The sequence below is a fragment of the Pseudomonas sp. HPB0071 genome, assembly GCF_000478505.2.
Classification (GTDB): domain Bacteria; phylum Pseudomonadota; class Gammaproteobacteria; order Pseudomonadales; family Pseudomonadaceae; genus Chryseomonas; species Chryseomonas luteola.
The window spans coordinates 56,151-69,568 of record NZ_KI517368.1 but is presented as its reverse complement, the minus strand read 5'-3'; the positions used below and the strand labels follow the sequence as shown (position 1 = coordinate 69,568).

Below are 13,418 nucleotides of genomic sequence, written 5' to 3'. Positions count from 1 at the left end.
GGAAAAGTCAAAACGACTCTTTGAGCGTTTAGGCAATTGCCAAACCTTATCATTCACTAACGTCCAGGTTAGTGAGGATCAGCTCGGCGCATTCGCTTAGATCAGCGCTTGAGTGCCTCTTGGTCGGATAACCCATGGCTTGATATTGAGTTCGAACAGTAAGACCGCCGGTATCGCAGAAGTTGAACAGCCCTAGGGTCATGGTCTCTAACCTTAGGCATAAACAATGAATAGTGGAGACAGGCATATGAATACCGACGGGCAAGACATTTCGGAAGCACAGGGTTCGGATCCGTTGGCACCTGGAGACGAGGTGGATCCAGACGGTGACGCTATTGCCAATGATGACTTCTCAGCACCACCTCATGAGGAAGGTACAAAACGCTGATGAGTTGTTGATGGGATACTAAATGGCCTAGCCGCAGCTGGGCCATTTAGCAATGGGTGCTGATGTTACTGCCGCAATGGTCTGAACAGCACCTCAAGCCAAGCCTTTCAACACATGAATCTGGAGACTTTCATGACCAGTGCCCCGCCGATACATGCTTCTACCCCTGAACCTCATCTAGCTGAAGACACTGTGCGTGATCAACGCTGACCCGTACTGCTGTCCCAAGACACTAATATTCAAAAAAAAGTGAGTCTGTGCCAGAGAGCCATGGGGGGATAGATGTCAAACGGAAACAACACTGCAAAATCGGGATGCCTGGAAGACGTAATCGATGGTGTTATTGAGCTGGGTAAAGAGAAAGATAAGGTATCGGTTGGTGATATCAAACGTGAGATAGGGCAGCGTAGTTATGGTCCTTTTTTATTCGTCCCGTCTATCATCGAAATCAGTCCGGTAGGCGGCGTACCGGGCGCATCCACTTTCTTTGCGCTGATCGTTGCGGTCTTCGCACTTCAGATGCTGTTTGGACGTAATCATTTCTGGATGCCTCAGTTCCTGGCTAAACGTTCTATTAAAAGTCAGAAGATCGAGTCAGGCCTGAACAAGGTTCGTAAAGTCATACGAGGGCTGGACAAGGTCATCCGGCCGCGCCTCGGCTGGGCTACGCAGAAAACCTTTGTTCGTCTTATTGCGGCAATATGCCTGATATTGACAACCTCTGTACCGCCTCTGGAGTTCATACCATTTGCTAGTCTGGCTCCATTCTCGGCTATTTGTCTTTTTGGTCTTGGGTTGACAGCAAAGGATGGCGTAGTCGTCCTGTTAGGTATGGCTGTTTCGCTGATAGCGTTCTATTTAGCGATTACAGGTGTAGCAGGAGGATAAGGGCCCATTTAGCGCCGCTGTAGAGGAACACGAGGTTCTTCAACGGATTCGTTAAGGACGTGTCAGCCCGCAAAATTTCCGGCTTTTTTGCAAACCACACTTTCTGGTGTACCAGACGTTAATTCTCAAACGTAACGAACGTCTACGCAGGTCTGAAATATATGTAATCAGGGAACGCCTCTGAAATCCTGGGAGTCGCAAGTTCTACAGTATCCACGGCATAGCTGCTGGCATATGAACCGGTTTCGATCATGATGGCGCCGTGTGCCTCGTGGATCGTTGGCCCTGGCATTCCATCCCCCTTAGATCAGGAGGCAAAATGAAAGCTGTCGTATTTCATGGTATCGGTGATATCCGGATTGATGATGTGCCCGAACCCAACATTCAGGAGCCGACGGATGCCATTGTCAGGCTGACGGCTTCAGCCATCTGTGGCACTGATTTGCACTTCATACGCGGCAGCTTTTCCGGCATGAAAGAGGGCACCATTCTTGGACATGAAGGCGTTGGCGTTGTTGAAGCGCTGGGCAGCGATGTACGAAACCTGAAGGTCGGTGATCGGGTGATCATTCCTTCCACCATAGCCTGTGGAAGCTGTTCCTATTGCAGGGCCGGCTATTTTGCTCAGTGTGATGTGGCCAATCCAAATGGCAACCAGGCAGGTACGTCATTTTTTGGCGGTCCGGCAGCTACTGGTCCTTTCAATGGACTGCAGGCAGAAAAGGCTCGTATTCCCTACGCCAACATTGGCTTGATCAAGATCCCTGACGAAATTAACGATGAGCAGGCGATTGCCATGTCGGATATCTTCCCGACCGGCTACTTTGGAGCCGAGATGGCTGAAATCAAGGATGGTGACACCGTGGCGGTGTACGGCTGTGGTCCCGTAGGCCTTTTTGCCGTTGCCAGCGCCAAGCTGCTGGGCGCCGGGCGTGTCTTTGCAATCGATTGTCTTGAGGACCGTTTGGAAAAAGCGCGCGAGTTGGGTGCTGAATGCATCAATTTCGACAAGGAAGATCCAGTACAGACCCTGGTGCGGCTAACCGGAGGGATCGGTGCCGATCGCGCAATTGATGCAGTTGGCATCGATGCCGTCCATGCACACAGTGGAAAAGCCGTCGAAAGTAGCGACATAAAAGGGCAGGAGCAGGAGGCTAAAGCTAATGCACCTGAGCAGAACCCGCAGAACGGTAATTGGGTTCCTGGTAATGCACCTAGCCAGGCACTGCAATGGGCTGTGGAAGGATTGGCCAAGGCCGGTACGCTTTCGATCATCGGAGTATATCCGCCCGAGTTTCGTGGATTCCCCATTGGCGCGGCGATGAACAAGAACCTGACGATCAACATGGGTAATTGCCATCACCGCAAATATATTCCTAAGCTGATTGATCTCACGTTGTCAGGCCGAATCGATCCGTCCAAGATCATTACCCAACACCAGCACCTGACGGATGCCTTGAGCGCTTTCAAAACTTTCGACAAGCGCAAAGAGGGGTGGATCAAGGTGGAGTTGTTGCCACAATAAGCTACTTTTCCCTTGGGCTGGTCATTGTTTTTGGACAGTGATCAGCCATCGCATTACCTAGTGTTTCTCTGTATTGACCTTGAAGCCAGGCCGAACGCGCAAGGACACCATCATGCTTGAGCTGGCCGCTATTTTTGTCAGTTTCACGGCACTGTTTGCCTATTTGAATTATCGCTTTGTAGGATTGCCGCCCACTATTGGCGTGATGGCTATTGCACTGGCCTGCTCGCTTCTGCTGCATGGCTTAAGCCTTGCTGGGATGCCTGGTCTGGAAGAACGGGTCGAGGACGTAATGTCCCGCGTCGACTTCAACCGATTGCTAATGGATGGCATGCTTTCCTTTATCCTGTTTGCCGGTGCCCTGCATGTTGACCTGGGTGAGTTGCGCCAGCGCCGATGGGCCATTGGTCTGCTGGCAACAATAGGCGTCATCATTTCTACATTGACGATCGGCTTGGCCTCCAGGTGGATACTCCAGGCCTTCGAGATGGACCTTTCGCTTATCTATTGCCTTGTCTTTGGTGCGTTGATCGCGCCTACGGACCCGATTGCCGTATTGGGCATCATGCGATCGGCAGGCGCGCCCAAAAGCCTGGAAATCACCATTGTCGGAGAGTCGCTCTTTAACGACGGCGTGGCGGTAGTTGTGTTTACCGTCTTGGTAGGCGTGCTGCAGGCAGATAAGGTGCCTGGGTTTGGTGAGGCACTATGGTTGTTCGCCGAAGAGGCCGGAGGAGGTATCCTCTTTGGCGGGATACTTGGGGGCCTGGTTTTCTGGATGCTAAAAAGCATCGATGAATATCAGGTTGAAGTATTGCTAACGCTGGCACTCGTCATCGGGGGCTACACACTGGCCACCCATCTCCAACTTTCGGGCCCTATCACAATGGTCATCGCTGGGCTGATTATCGGCAATCATGGCCGCGCCATGGCCATGTCAGACAAGACCCGACGCAACCTTGACACTTTCTGGACGCTGATAGATGAGAGTCTCAATGCTGTGCTGTTTGTACTGATTGGGCTGGAATTGATCCTGCGTCCGTTCGACTGGTTATATCTATTCATTGCCCTCTGTTTGATGCTAACCATCCTCGCGGTGCGCTTCATGACTGTGGCACCTCCGCTTCTGCTAGTCAGGTTTTGGCGTGAGGAAATGCCTAAAGGATCGGCTCAGGTACTGACATGGGGTGGCTTACGCGGCGGTATATCAGTGGCGTTGGCGTTGTCATTGCCAGCAGGCGACGAACGTAATCTGGTGCTGAATCTAACCTACCTGATTGTTCTGTTCTCAATCCTGATTCAAGGGCTCACCATTGGTCGGCTGGTAAGACATGTAACAGAAAAGAGCTCCGGGTAATGATCTGATGCCCATGATTCAACCGTATGGGGACGGTACCCTCACATGTCATCACCTTGGGTCTGATAAGCCAAAGTTGTTGGAACAATTCCTTAAACAAGGGCGTCTGTAAGAAACACTTACAACAATAGTGGCTTTTCAATTGCTAATACCCAGGCAGTTCCGTCTTTAGCGTATTAGCAACGTCGTGAGGGCTGCTAACCGTGATGCTTGCACCAAAAAGTGCGCTAACCCACCGAGCTTCAGCGACAGGGCAATCCTGATGAATAGCGATACAACCGAATGCACCATCACCTATGACGGGCAATTACTGACTGGAAAAGCAGACATCCCTCTGATTGATTTTCTGGCTGAGCACGATATTCATTTGTCTCATGTGTGCTATCACCGTGCGCTGGGGCCATTGAAGACCTGTGATGTATGCTGGGTGGAACAGGATGGCGAGCTGGTACGTGGTTGCACAATCCGCACCGCTGATGGAATGACGCTATCCAGCCAGGGTGAGGCACGTAAGGCGCAGCATGAGGGAATGGATCGCATTCTGGCCAAGCACGAACTCTACTGCACTGTCTGCGAACACAATACGGGCGATTGCACGTTGCATAACACTGTAGCGGACATGCATCTTCCAATTCAGCGCTACAAGTTTCAGCGTAAGCCTTACGACAAGGACCACTCCAATCCTTTCTACACTTATGATCCCGATCAATGCATTCTGTGTGGGCGCTGTGTGGAGGCTTGCCAGAATGTCGAAGTCAACGAGACGTTGAGCATAGATTTTTCCATGGAGCATCCCCGGGTGCTCTGGGATGGCGGTGAACAGATCGAGGGGTCAAGCTGTGTAAGCTGCGGCCACTGCGTCACGGTTTGCCCCTGCAATGCGCTGTTGGAAAAAACCATGCAGCCCAATGCCGGACCGTTTACTTCAATGCCGCAAGAGCTTAAGCGGCCCATGATCGATGCGATCAAGACACTTGAAAATACCATTGGCGCGCCGCCCATTACGGCCATTTCGGTCATGGACATGAAATGGCGGCAGCCGGAAATAAAGCGCACCAAAACGGTTTGCACCTACTGTGGCGTAGGGTGCTCCTTCGAGATGTGGACACGGGACCGTAATATTCTCAAGGTGCAGCCTGTAGTCGACGCACCGGCCAATGGTATTTCCACATGCGTCAAAGGTAAATTTGCCTGGGACTTCGTCAACGATCCCAAACGCCTCACGATGCCCCTCATCCGTGAAAATGGCCGTTTTCGTGAAGCCAGTTGGGACGAGGCACTGGATCTGGTTGCTCGTCGTCTATTGGAAATCCGTAATACTTATGGATCGGACAGCATAGGTTTTATTGGCTCCAGCAAGGCCAGTAATGAAGAGGCCTATCTAACCCAAAAGATTGCCCGTCTGATTATCGGCACCAACAGTGTAGACAACTCTTCACGCTACTGTCAGAACCCAGCCACTAAGGGATTATTCCGTACCGTTGGACATGGTGGTGACTCGGGCACCATTGAAGATTTGCAAAAGGCCGAGCTGGTCATCATTGTGGGCAGCAATATGTCGGAGAATCATCCGGTCATTGCCTCGAAGATCAAGGCCGCTCAAAAGCATCACGGTCAAAAACTGATCGTGGTTGATCCACGTCAGCATGAGATGGCTGAACGTGCAAACATTTTCCTGCGCATAAAGCCGAGCACCGACCTTATCTGGGCTTCGGCCATGTCTCGCTATATGTTCGAACATGGCTATGCCGATATGGCCTTTTTGACGAGTCAAGTCAATCAAGTGGATGAGTATCGTCATTCGCTGGAGCCCTTTACCCTGGAGTTTGCCGAGCGGATGACAGGCATTTCCCAGTCACAACTGATCGAGGCCGCTGAAATGATCGGTACGGCCAAGTCGGTCTGCATCTGTTGGGCAATGGGTATTACCCAGCACAGCCATGGTGCCGATACCAGTACAGCCCTATCCAACCTGCTGCTGGTGACTGGCAACTATGGGAAGCCAGGCACCGGTGGCTATCCGATGCGGGGGCATAATAATGTACAGGGTGCCAGTGACTTCGGTTGCCTGAAAAACATGTATCCCGGCTACGAGAAAGTGTCAGACGAGAAGGCACGTGCCAAATGGGCCAAGGCCTGGGGAGTGCCACCGGACAAACTGTCCAACAAGGTTGGTCAGGACAACTTCCTGATGGTACAGGATGCCGATGAGGGCAAGATCAAGGCGATGTATATCATTGGCGAGGAGACGGCGTTTTCCGATGCCGATTCCAAGAATGTCCACGAGGCCTTTACCAAGCTGGACTTTTTCGTCGTTCAGGATATTTTTCTGAGTCGCACAGCCGAGTTCGCCGACGTGGTACTGCCAGGCTGTCCGAGCATCGAAAAAGACGGCACCTTTGTGAATACCGAGCGACGTATTCAACGCTTCTATGAAGTCATGCCTCCGTTGGGTGATAGTCGCCCTGACTGGCGTATCTTGACTGATCTGGCTGCACGTATGGGACATGACTGGGGTTATACCCATCCCTCTCAGATCATGGATGAAGTGTCCGGCATTGCAACTATTTTCAACGGGATTAGTTATGAGCGGCTTGAAGGTTGGAAGTCGTTACTGTGGCCAATGAAGCCGGACGGGACCGACACGCCGCTTCTCTACACTGATGGCTTTCATACCGATGATGGTAAGGCGGTGTTATACCCGCTGCAATGGAAAGCACCTGAGGAAGACACTGACAGCGAGTACGACCTGATACTTGATAACGGGCGCATGCTTGAGCACTTTCAGAGCATGAACCAGACCGACAAGGGGAAGCGGGTCACTTCACTCTCTCCAAACTGGTTTGTAGAAGTCAGCCCTGAACTGGCTGCCGAACGCGGTCTTGAAGAGGGTTCCTGGGTACGTCTTATTTCACGTCGCGGATCGGTTGAAGTACCTGTTGTGGTAACGAATCGAGTAAAAGGGCACGTGCTTTTTATGCCGATTCACCAGGGTAAGCCTGGTCTCAACAAACTGACCGGTGAACATCATGATCCCGACGTTAATACACCGGCGTACAAGGAGACGGCAGTCAGGCTGGAGGTTCTCCCGAAAGAGAAATTCAACCAGCCGATTCCTCATGGAAATTTCCGTTACGGCAATCGTACTCCACTTGAGGGGGTACCCACACAGGTCGTTCAGGTTAAGTGGGCGCGAGATGACTATGTTTCGCCGCTCGAACAAGCCCCTCACCCGGAGAGATTCTAATGGCCGAACGTATCAGTCACGATGTTAAGCCACCCAAGATCGGCCCCGATGCCCACGAAGAGTTGGAACGTCTGCTTCAGACGATGCACGAGCATGGGGTCTTGCGTTTTGCCAACGACCTGATAGCAGCCAATACGCAGGTAGCCAAGGTGTTGGTGGATGGTCTTAACAAGGAGGGTACGCTTAATGCCATTCAAAACATGTCGATTCTGGCCATGGCATTGTCTCGCATCCCGCCCGAGCAGTTCTATAAGGTAACATTCGCTTTCAAAGATGCCTTCACCCATGTCAGTGGCTACAAGTCGGGGGAGGGCGAGACCGAAGCGCCTGGCGTCACGGGAGCCTACAAGATGCTGCATGATGACGCGTTGTGGCAGGCCATCACGCCTATTATCGAAGGGCTCAAGGTCTTTGCCGAGCGGCTGGACAAGGATGTAGACAAGCCCATCTCCGAGTTTACGGGAAAGCCTAGCAGTGCATAGCTTTCATTCATGGCAAGCCCGCCCGTGGCACTCCTGAGGCGGGCATTACCAAGCCTTCATGTCTGAATATAAGGTAGCTGATGGATCCTTCTGACCCAACATTGCTGGTCGCTAGAGCTCAGTTTGGCGTCACGATTGGATTTCATATCGTGCTGGCAGCATTCTCCATAGGTTTGGCGAACTTTCTCATGGCGCTCGAAGCGCTCTGGCTGTGGAAGAAAAATCCGGCTTACATGGATGTGTACAAGTTCTGGCTGAAAATCTTCGCACTGAACGTGGCAGTAGGAACTGCTTCAGGCCTGGTCATGGAGTTTGAGTTTGGAACTAACTGGAGCAGGCTTTCCAGCAAGGCCGGCTCAGTTATTGGGCCGCTCATGTTTTTTGAAGTCATGGTGGCTTTCTTTTTGGAAGCAGGCTTTCTCGGCATCATGCTGTTTGGCCTGAAAAAAGTTGGCCCAAAGCTGCATTTCTTTTCCACCTGTGCTGTGGCATTGGGCTCGCTGTTCAGCGCTTTCTGGATATTGTCGGCTAACTCCTGGCTACATACCCCGGTTGGCTACGTCATCGCCCCAGATGGTCGATTTCTGCCTGAGAACTGGTTTGAAATCATTTTCAATCCATCTTTTCCCTATCGTCTGGCTCACATGACCCTTGCTGCATTTTTAGGAACTGCGTTCTTGGTAGGCGCTGCCGGAGCCTGGCATTTGTTGAGGAATTCACGTAACGCTCGTGCCCGCATCATGTTTTCTATGGCGATGTGGGTTGCCGCTATCGTAGGACCCATGCAGCTCATCGCAGGCGATTTGCATGGCGAAAATACGCTTGAGCATCAGCCACAAAAGGTAGCGGCCATGGAGGGCTCATGGGACAGGCCTGTGACAGGAAAAGGTGAGCCTTTAAGGTTGTTTGCTATTCCTGATATGGATGAAAAGCGCAATCACTATGAGATAGCTATTCCTCATATCGGCTCGTTATACCTGCGTCATAACTGGACGGGCACGATCAAAAGTCTCAACGAATTTCCGCCTGCGGATATCCCCCCGGTTTCTATCGTGTTTTTTGCTTTTCGCATTATGGTTGGGCTGGGATTTTTAATGGCAGGTGTTGGTGTCGCCAGTCTTGTGGTACGCAAGCGCGGTCATTTATACAGTGCACGATGGCTGCATAAGCTTGTATTGATGATGGCTCCAGCAGGCTTTGTAGCCATGCTTTGTGGCTGGGTAGTTACCGAAGTAGGAAGGCAACCTTTTACGGTTTATGGGATGCTCCGTACCGTTGAAAGTAGCTCTCCCGTGTCTTTATCGTTTGTAACGACTTCGTTCATTAGCATCATCGCCGTCTACCTATTGGTATTTGGCATCGGACTCGTATACCTGATGCGCGCCATTGCAAGAGAGCCGAAACGGGACGAACCAGGACCGGAGCCTGAGTTGGCAAACGAGACGGGCAGTAATACAAGCAACTAAGCATATGCTTTCAAAGGGGCCTATATGCCGTTGTCTGATGAGCTTATACATCTGTTATCTGCAGGCGCCCTGGCGTTCTCCATACTGACGTACGTTATTCTGGATGGCACTGACCTGGGCGTTGGAATTTTATTTGCGGCCAATCGCAAGGCAAGGCATCGCCATGTCATGGCGTTCTCTATCCTGCCAATCTGGGACGGTAACGAAACCTGGTTGGTCTTGGGAGGTGGTGGGTTGCTCGCTATGTTTCCTGCGGCCTACAGCATATTTTTATCTGCGATGTATGCGCCCATTATCCTGATGCTGCTGGCGCTGATATTTAGAGGCGTTGCACTCGAGTTTCGTGACCGTGCCAAGACAGAGCGAAGGCAACGACTGCATGATATGGCGTTTATGGGCGGCTCTCTTGTAGCGTCCTTTTGCCAAGGCATTGTACTCGGCGGGCTAATTCAGGGCATTCCCCACGAAAAGGGACAATACAGTGGCAACGGTTGGGAATGGTGCAGTGGTTTCGCTTTCTTTTGCGGTTTCGTGCTTGTTGTGGGCTATGCATTGCTGGGGGCTTGCTGGTTGTACTGGCGCACCGCAGCTGATCTCCAGCTGAGGTCGCGTCGTCAGGCACGAATCCTTGCCCCGGCCACATTGGTTTTGCTTGCCGGTATTGTCACCTGGACGCTTGGCTTGAATACGGTAAATGAGGAGCGCTGGCTGGAGCCGTCAATTGGAGGACCAATTACGCTGTTGCTGGTAGGGCTGATGATCGTCTTTTGGCGCGCTTTCTCTTGGACGCATCATTTTCTACCCCTATTTGCTGTACTCGGTTGGTTCATAGTGGCTTATGGGGCAATGATCGTTGCGTTGTACCCTTTGGTTATACCGCCCACTCTCACAATTTCGCAGGCCTCCTCGGCCCCTTTGAGCCAAATGCTTGTGCTAGGAGGCTTTGCTATTCTGATACCCGTTACGCTGGTGTATAGCACCTTTGGCTTCTGGGTTTTTCGTGGAAAGATCAGGCCAAAGAACCAGGTGCATACAAGCGATAGCTAAGATATGCGCCTATCTATAAGGCTAACTGTTTTTTTCAGTCATGTCGCAGCCTCCTGGAATAGGCGCCGGCCCAACCCGATCATCATCGGTATCAGCCGTATCGCCAGCCGGTGTATCAGGCGTTCTGCGTGGGCTTTGGTGTACTGGCTGATTACGTTCATTGGTCATGACTACCTCACATGGCGAGTAGATAAGTTGTATTAATTGGAAAGGACTTCCGACCTTAATGCTCAGCCACACAGACGCCATTGGTCTGATTTCCCGAGGGCTGCGGGCACACCTTGAGGGTGAGCAGTACCTAATAGAAAGACTACATATAGCCTTGGAACACCTGTCGAAGACTCTTTTTTCCTTACTGGAAGTGCCCGTCGCGTGATCACGATATCCATATAAAAGCTCAGCAGTACGCTGAGCAACGCTTGATAACCAGTCTTTATGGCTGGTTGTTGAAACTAAATAGCGGTTTTATCAGCAGGAGCTTTTATGTCCGTACCGGACTGGTTGCATTGTGTTTCGGCAGTTTCGCTTATTGTGGCGGTGGTATGTGCCCTGTGGGTTGTGTTTGATATTTACCATCATCCACAGCATATGAGAATCATGAACGTCGTCTGGCCCATCACCATGTTGTGGGCTGGCCCATTGGGTTTGTGGGGCTATCTCACTGTAGGCCGGGTAAAGATGAATCACCAGCGAAACCATGAACAACGATCCTTCAGGCAACGCGTCGCCTTAGGAGCAAGTCATTGTGGAAGTGGTTGCACATTGGGGGATTTGATTGCCGAGACGTTTACTATCGCTATTCCTGTCACCGTTCTTGGTAGTCCTGTTTTCGCTACTTGGATTATCGATTTTATTCTGGCTTTTCTCATTGGCATTATTTTTCAATACTTCAGCATCAAGCCGATGCGCGAATTAAGCCCTAAGCAAGGATTGGTCGCTGCTGTTAAAGCTGACACACTTTCACTAATTGCCTGGCAAGTTGGGATGTATGGATGGATGGCGATCTGCCTGTTTGCCGTGTTCAGTCAAGAAGCGCTTCCCAAGCATGAGCCCGCGTTCTGGTTCATGATGCAGATCGCCATGCTGGTAGGGTTCTGTGTGAGTTATCCGGTTAATGCCTGGTTGATCAAGCGGGGGATCAAGGAAGCGATGTGAAAATTTTGTACCGCCCGTAGCCATGTCCTTCGGCTACCTGTGGTGCAAAGAGAGCCCCTATATCAAGCAGCTCTACCGTTGCTTGAAGCGGTTTGCCCACTGCAGGGCAAAATCTTGTCGGTGAAATGCATTGACTGTCGCAGCACCTAAGAGCATGACAATCGCTCCTACCGTCGCCATTGCCATGTCTTTTTGCGAGTCCCATGGGTCCTGCTGGGCGCCTACAAATGCCTTAGCAGCATCGCCACCCAGATAGGCACCTCCGATCCATTCGATAAGCTCGTACACGGCCGACGACGAGAGTATGAGATTGAGCGTCAGGAAGTAGCTTAGAAAACCACGCACCGGGACCAGTCGCAGTAAACCCTCGCGGATAGGGTAAGCCAGCAGCAAACCATAACTAAAGTGCACCAAGCGGTCGAACTGATTACGTTGAAACCCCATGGCCTCATCAAGCGTCTGGCTAGTTAATGCCTGCCACCAGGCATTGTATGGCACCTGAGCATATGTATAGTGAGCACCTACCTCATGAATGCAGAGAAACAGAAAAACCAGGCTGAATGAGGTACGTGAAAACATGAATTTCCGGTGGCTAATCGCTAGAACCAACACAAACAGCACGACAAGCAGATTTTCCATCAGCCAATCCCCCCGTTTAACGGGAGAAATCGCCAGTAAAACCCAGATCGCTCCAAATACAACCGTTAGCGTCAGGACGTACTGACGATACGAATCCTCTCTCATGAAAACTCCTGACAACGCCTAAATCAAAACAGTCGGAAACTGGATAATGCTGTCCACTCAGCGCTCCGGGTGCTTACCTACTTCTATACTGACGTACTTAGACGCGTGAAGATTCCTTGAGAGGCGCCTTTCCATAAGCGGCTGATAATCCGTCCCTAATGCTCATGCATGCAGGTCTTGGCAAGCCGGAAGCAGTAAGCCATCCCGCGGGGTTTATCACCTCAGGCAGGCTTTAAGCCCATAGGATTAGATATCGTCTGACTTGGTGGAGGGTTGGTCATTTAGCGGGAGTATCCGCGGTAGCAGGAAAAAAATGCTTAGTGCTAGGAGGGTACAAAAGATAGCTGCCATTTCCCGGCCCGAACCCGCCGCCATGCCGATCGCAGCGGTCAACCAGATCCCGGCAGCAGTCGTCAGGCCCTTCACATGATTCAAGTCGTGGCCTTTTATTATTGTGCCTGCGCCAAGGAAGCCTATTCCTGTAACCAGTCCCTGTATGACACGACTAAGGTCGGTACTACCAACTCCCATCATCGAAGGAATGAGGACAAAGAGGGCTGAACCCAAGGCAACTAGCATATGGGTACGAATACCTGCCGCCTTGCCAGATTGTTCACGCTCTAAACCCAGTAGCCCTCCTAAAAAGGCTGCCAGCGTTAGGCGAAGCACAAGACGTGTTGTCTGCGCAGGATCAAGAAAGTCGGCGAACTCCTCACATAGAGTGGCCTTGATAATTTCCCAAGTATCGCTCATTACACATTCCTATATAAGGGCTGTTCCGGCCCCAACAAGCGGCGCTAAGTCTGCAAAGGAAATTTATTTCGCTTTTAACCGCCGTTAACAATCGTCTGTCAAATATAGAATTTACTTTACTGTTTATTCACGGAGAGCAAGAAATCGCACACTACGGCTATTAGGGAAGGTCTGAAGTAGCCCTGTATTTCCGGTCGACTTCAGCCCTCGCTGCTTTTGAAAGCGGGCCGTCGATCAAAATCGACCAGGTAACCCGCTCAGTTCTCCGTTTTTGGCCGCCGCGAGCACCTCGCAGCAGCCATTTCCCGCATTACAGGCGTACCTCTCCTGCGGTAGTCAGCAAATGTCGGCGCGCCATCCATAGGT

The 13,418-nt window shown here is 51.4% G+C and carries 13 protein-coding genes; 9 read left to right on the top strand and 4 right to left on the bottom strand.

Annotated elements, in window-relative coordinates; translation table 11 throughout:
• Positions 1 to 49: 49 nt before the first annotated feature.
• Positions 50 to 202, bottom strand: coding sequence for a hypothetical protein (locus HMPREF1487_RS27395; protein ID WP_010798539.1), 153 nt, complete (start codon positions 200 to 202; stop codon positions 50 to 52).
• A gap of 45 nt (positions 203 to 247) precedes the next feature.
• Between HMPREF1487_RS27395 and HMPREF1487_RS27390 the strand changes: the two genes are divergently transcribed.
• The 8 genes from HMPREF1487_RS27390 to cydB all read left to right on the top strand — a co-directional run bounded on the left by HMPREF1487_RS27390 (position 248) and on the right by cydB (position 10,400).
• Positions 248 to 388, top strand: coding sequence for a hypothetical protein (locus HMPREF1487_RS27390; RefSeq protein ID WP_010798538.1), 141 nt, complete (start codon positions 248 to 250; stop codon positions 386 to 388).
• 282 nt (positions 389 to 670) lie between these two features.
• A complete protein-coding gene (locus HMPREF1487_RS20000; RefSeq protein WP_010798537.1) occupies positions 671 to 1,276 on the top strand; it encodes an exopolysaccharide biosynthesis protein in 606 nt (201 codons plus the stop codon).
• 319 nt (positions 1,277 to 1,595) lie between these two features.
• Positions 1,596 to 2,801, top strand: coding sequence for a zinc-dependent alcohol dehydrogenase (locus HMPREF1487_RS19995; RefSeq protein ID WP_010798536.1), 1,206 nt, complete (start codon positions 1,596 to 1,598; stop codon positions 2,799 to 2,801).
• 112 nt (positions 2,802 to 2,913) lie between these two features.
• Entirely contained in the window at positions 2,914 to 4,158 is a 1,245-nt protein-coding gene (locus HMPREF1487_RS19990; RefSeq protein ID WP_010798535.1) for a cation:proton antiporter, read from the top strand.
• A gap of 262 nt (positions 4,159 to 4,420) precedes the next feature.
• A complete protein-coding gene (gene fdhF / locus HMPREF1487_RS19985) occupies positions 4,421 to 7,405 on the top strand; it encodes a formate dehydrogenase subunit alpha (protein WP_010798534.1) in 2,985 nt (994 codons plus the stop codon).
• Positions 7,405 to 7,887: a DUF1641 domain-containing protein gene (locus HMPREF1487_RS19980; RefSeq protein WP_010798533.1), complete on the top strand. Its 483-nt coding sequence runs from the start codon at positions 7,405 to 7,407 to the stop codon at positions 7,885 to 7,887. Before fdhF ends, HMPREF1487_RS19980 begins: the two co-directional genes overlap by 1 nt.
• Positions 7,888 to 7,967: 80 nt before the next feature.
• The gene (locus HMPREF1487_RS19975; protein WP_010798532.1) at positions 7,968 to 9,353 is read left to right on the top strand and encodes a cytochrome ubiquinol oxidase subunit I; all 1,386 of its coding nucleotides are present in this window, start codon (positions 7,968 to 7,970) and stop codon (positions 9,351 to 9,353) included.
• 24 nt (positions 9,354 to 9,377) lie between these two features.
• A complete protein-coding gene (gene cydB / locus HMPREF1487_RS19970) occupies positions 9,378 to 10,400 on the top strand; it encodes a cytochrome d ubiquinol oxidase subunit II (RefSeq protein ID WP_010798531.1) in 1,023 nt (340 codons plus the stop codon).
• A 21-nt stretch (positions 10,401 to 10,421) separates the two neighbouring features.
• Here cydB and HMPREF1487_RS27385 read toward each other — a convergent pair whose 3' ends face one another.
• Positions 10,422 to 10,568, bottom strand: coding sequence for a hypothetical protein (locus HMPREF1487_RS27385; RefSeq protein WP_010798530.1), 147 nt, complete (start codon positions 10,566 to 10,568; stop codon positions 10,422 to 10,424).
• Between the two features lie 315 nt (positions 10,569 to 10,883).
• Between HMPREF1487_RS27385 and HMPREF1487_RS19965 the strand changes: the two genes are divergently transcribed.
• Positions 10,884 to 11,555: a DUF4396 domain-containing protein gene (locus HMPREF1487_RS19965; RefSeq protein WP_010798528.1), complete on the top strand. Its 672-nt coding sequence runs from the start codon at positions 10,884 to 10,886 to the stop codon at positions 11,553 to 11,555.
• 72 nt (positions 11,556 to 11,627) lie between these two features.
• Here HMPREF1487_RS19965 and HMPREF1487_RS19960 read toward each other — a convergent pair whose 3' ends face one another.
• Both HMPREF1487_RS19960 and HMPREF1487_RS19955 read right to left on the bottom strand, forming a co-directional pair.
• Complete coding sequence (locus tag HMPREF1487_RS19960) at positions 11,628 to 12,299, bottom strand: DUF2238 domain-containing protein (RefSeq protein ID WP_010798527.1); 672 nt, start codon at positions 12,297 to 12,299, stop codon at positions 11,628 to 11,630.
• A 246-nt stretch (positions 12,300 to 12,545) separates the two neighbouring features.
• Positions 12,546 to 13,052, bottom strand: coding sequence for an MgtC/SapB family protein (locus HMPREF1487_RS19955; RefSeq protein WP_010798526.1), 507 nt, complete (start codon positions 13,050 to 13,052; stop codon positions 12,546 to 12,548).
• Between the last annotated feature and the right edge of the window lie 366 nt (positions 13,053 to 13,418).

Coding starts and splice junctions, on each gene's coding strand:
- cydB (WP_010798531.1), top strand. CDS start 9,378: ATGCCGTTGTCTGATGAGCTTATACATCTGTTATCTGCAGGCGCCCTG.
- HMPREF1487_RS19995 (WP_010798536.1), top strand. CDS start 1,596: ATGAAAGCTGTCGTATTTCATGGTATCGGTGATATCCGGATTGATGAT.
- HMPREF1487_RS19990 (WP_010798535.1), top strand. CDS start 2,914: ATGCTTGAGCTGGCCGCTATTTTTGTCAGTTTCACGGCACTGTTTGCC.
- HMPREF1487_RS19960 (WP_010798527.1), bottom strand. CDS start 12,299: ATGAGAGAGGATTCGTATCGTCAGTACGTCCTGACGCTAACGGTTGTA.
- HMPREF1487_RS19955 (WP_010798526.1), bottom strand. CDS start 13,052: ATGAGCGATACTTGGGAAATTATCAAGGCCACTCTATGTGAGGAGTTC.
- HMPREF1487_RS27390 (WP_010798538.1), top strand. CDS start 248: ATGAATACCGACGGGCAAGACATTTCGGAAGCACAGGGTTCGGATCCG.
- HMPREF1487_RS27385 (WP_010798530.1), bottom strand. CDS start 10,568: ATGACCAATGAACGTAATCAGCCAGTACACCAAAGCCCACGCAGAACG.
- HMPREF1487_RS27395 (WP_010798539.1), bottom strand. CDS start 202: ATGACCCTAGGGCTGTTCAACTTCTGCGATACCGGCGGTCTTACTGTT.
- HMPREF1487_RS19965 (WP_010798528.1), top strand. CDS start 10,884: ATGTCCGTACCGGACTGGTTGCATTGTGTTTCGGCAGTTTCGCTTATT.
- HMPREF1487_RS19975 (WP_010798532.1), top strand. CDS start 7,968: ATGGATCCTTCTGACCCAACATTGCTGGTCGCTAGAGCTCAGTTTGGC.
- HMPREF1487_RS20000 (WP_010798537.1), top strand. CDS start 671: ATGTCAAACGGAAACAACACTGCAAAATCGGGATGCCTGGAAGACGTA.
- fdhF (WP_010798534.1), top strand. CDS start 4,421: ATGAATAGCGATACAACCGAATGCACCATCACCTATGACGGGCAATTA.
- HMPREF1487_RS19980 (WP_010798533.1), top strand. CDS start 7,405: ATGGCCGAACGTATCAGTCACGATGTTAAGCCACCCAAGATCGGCCCC.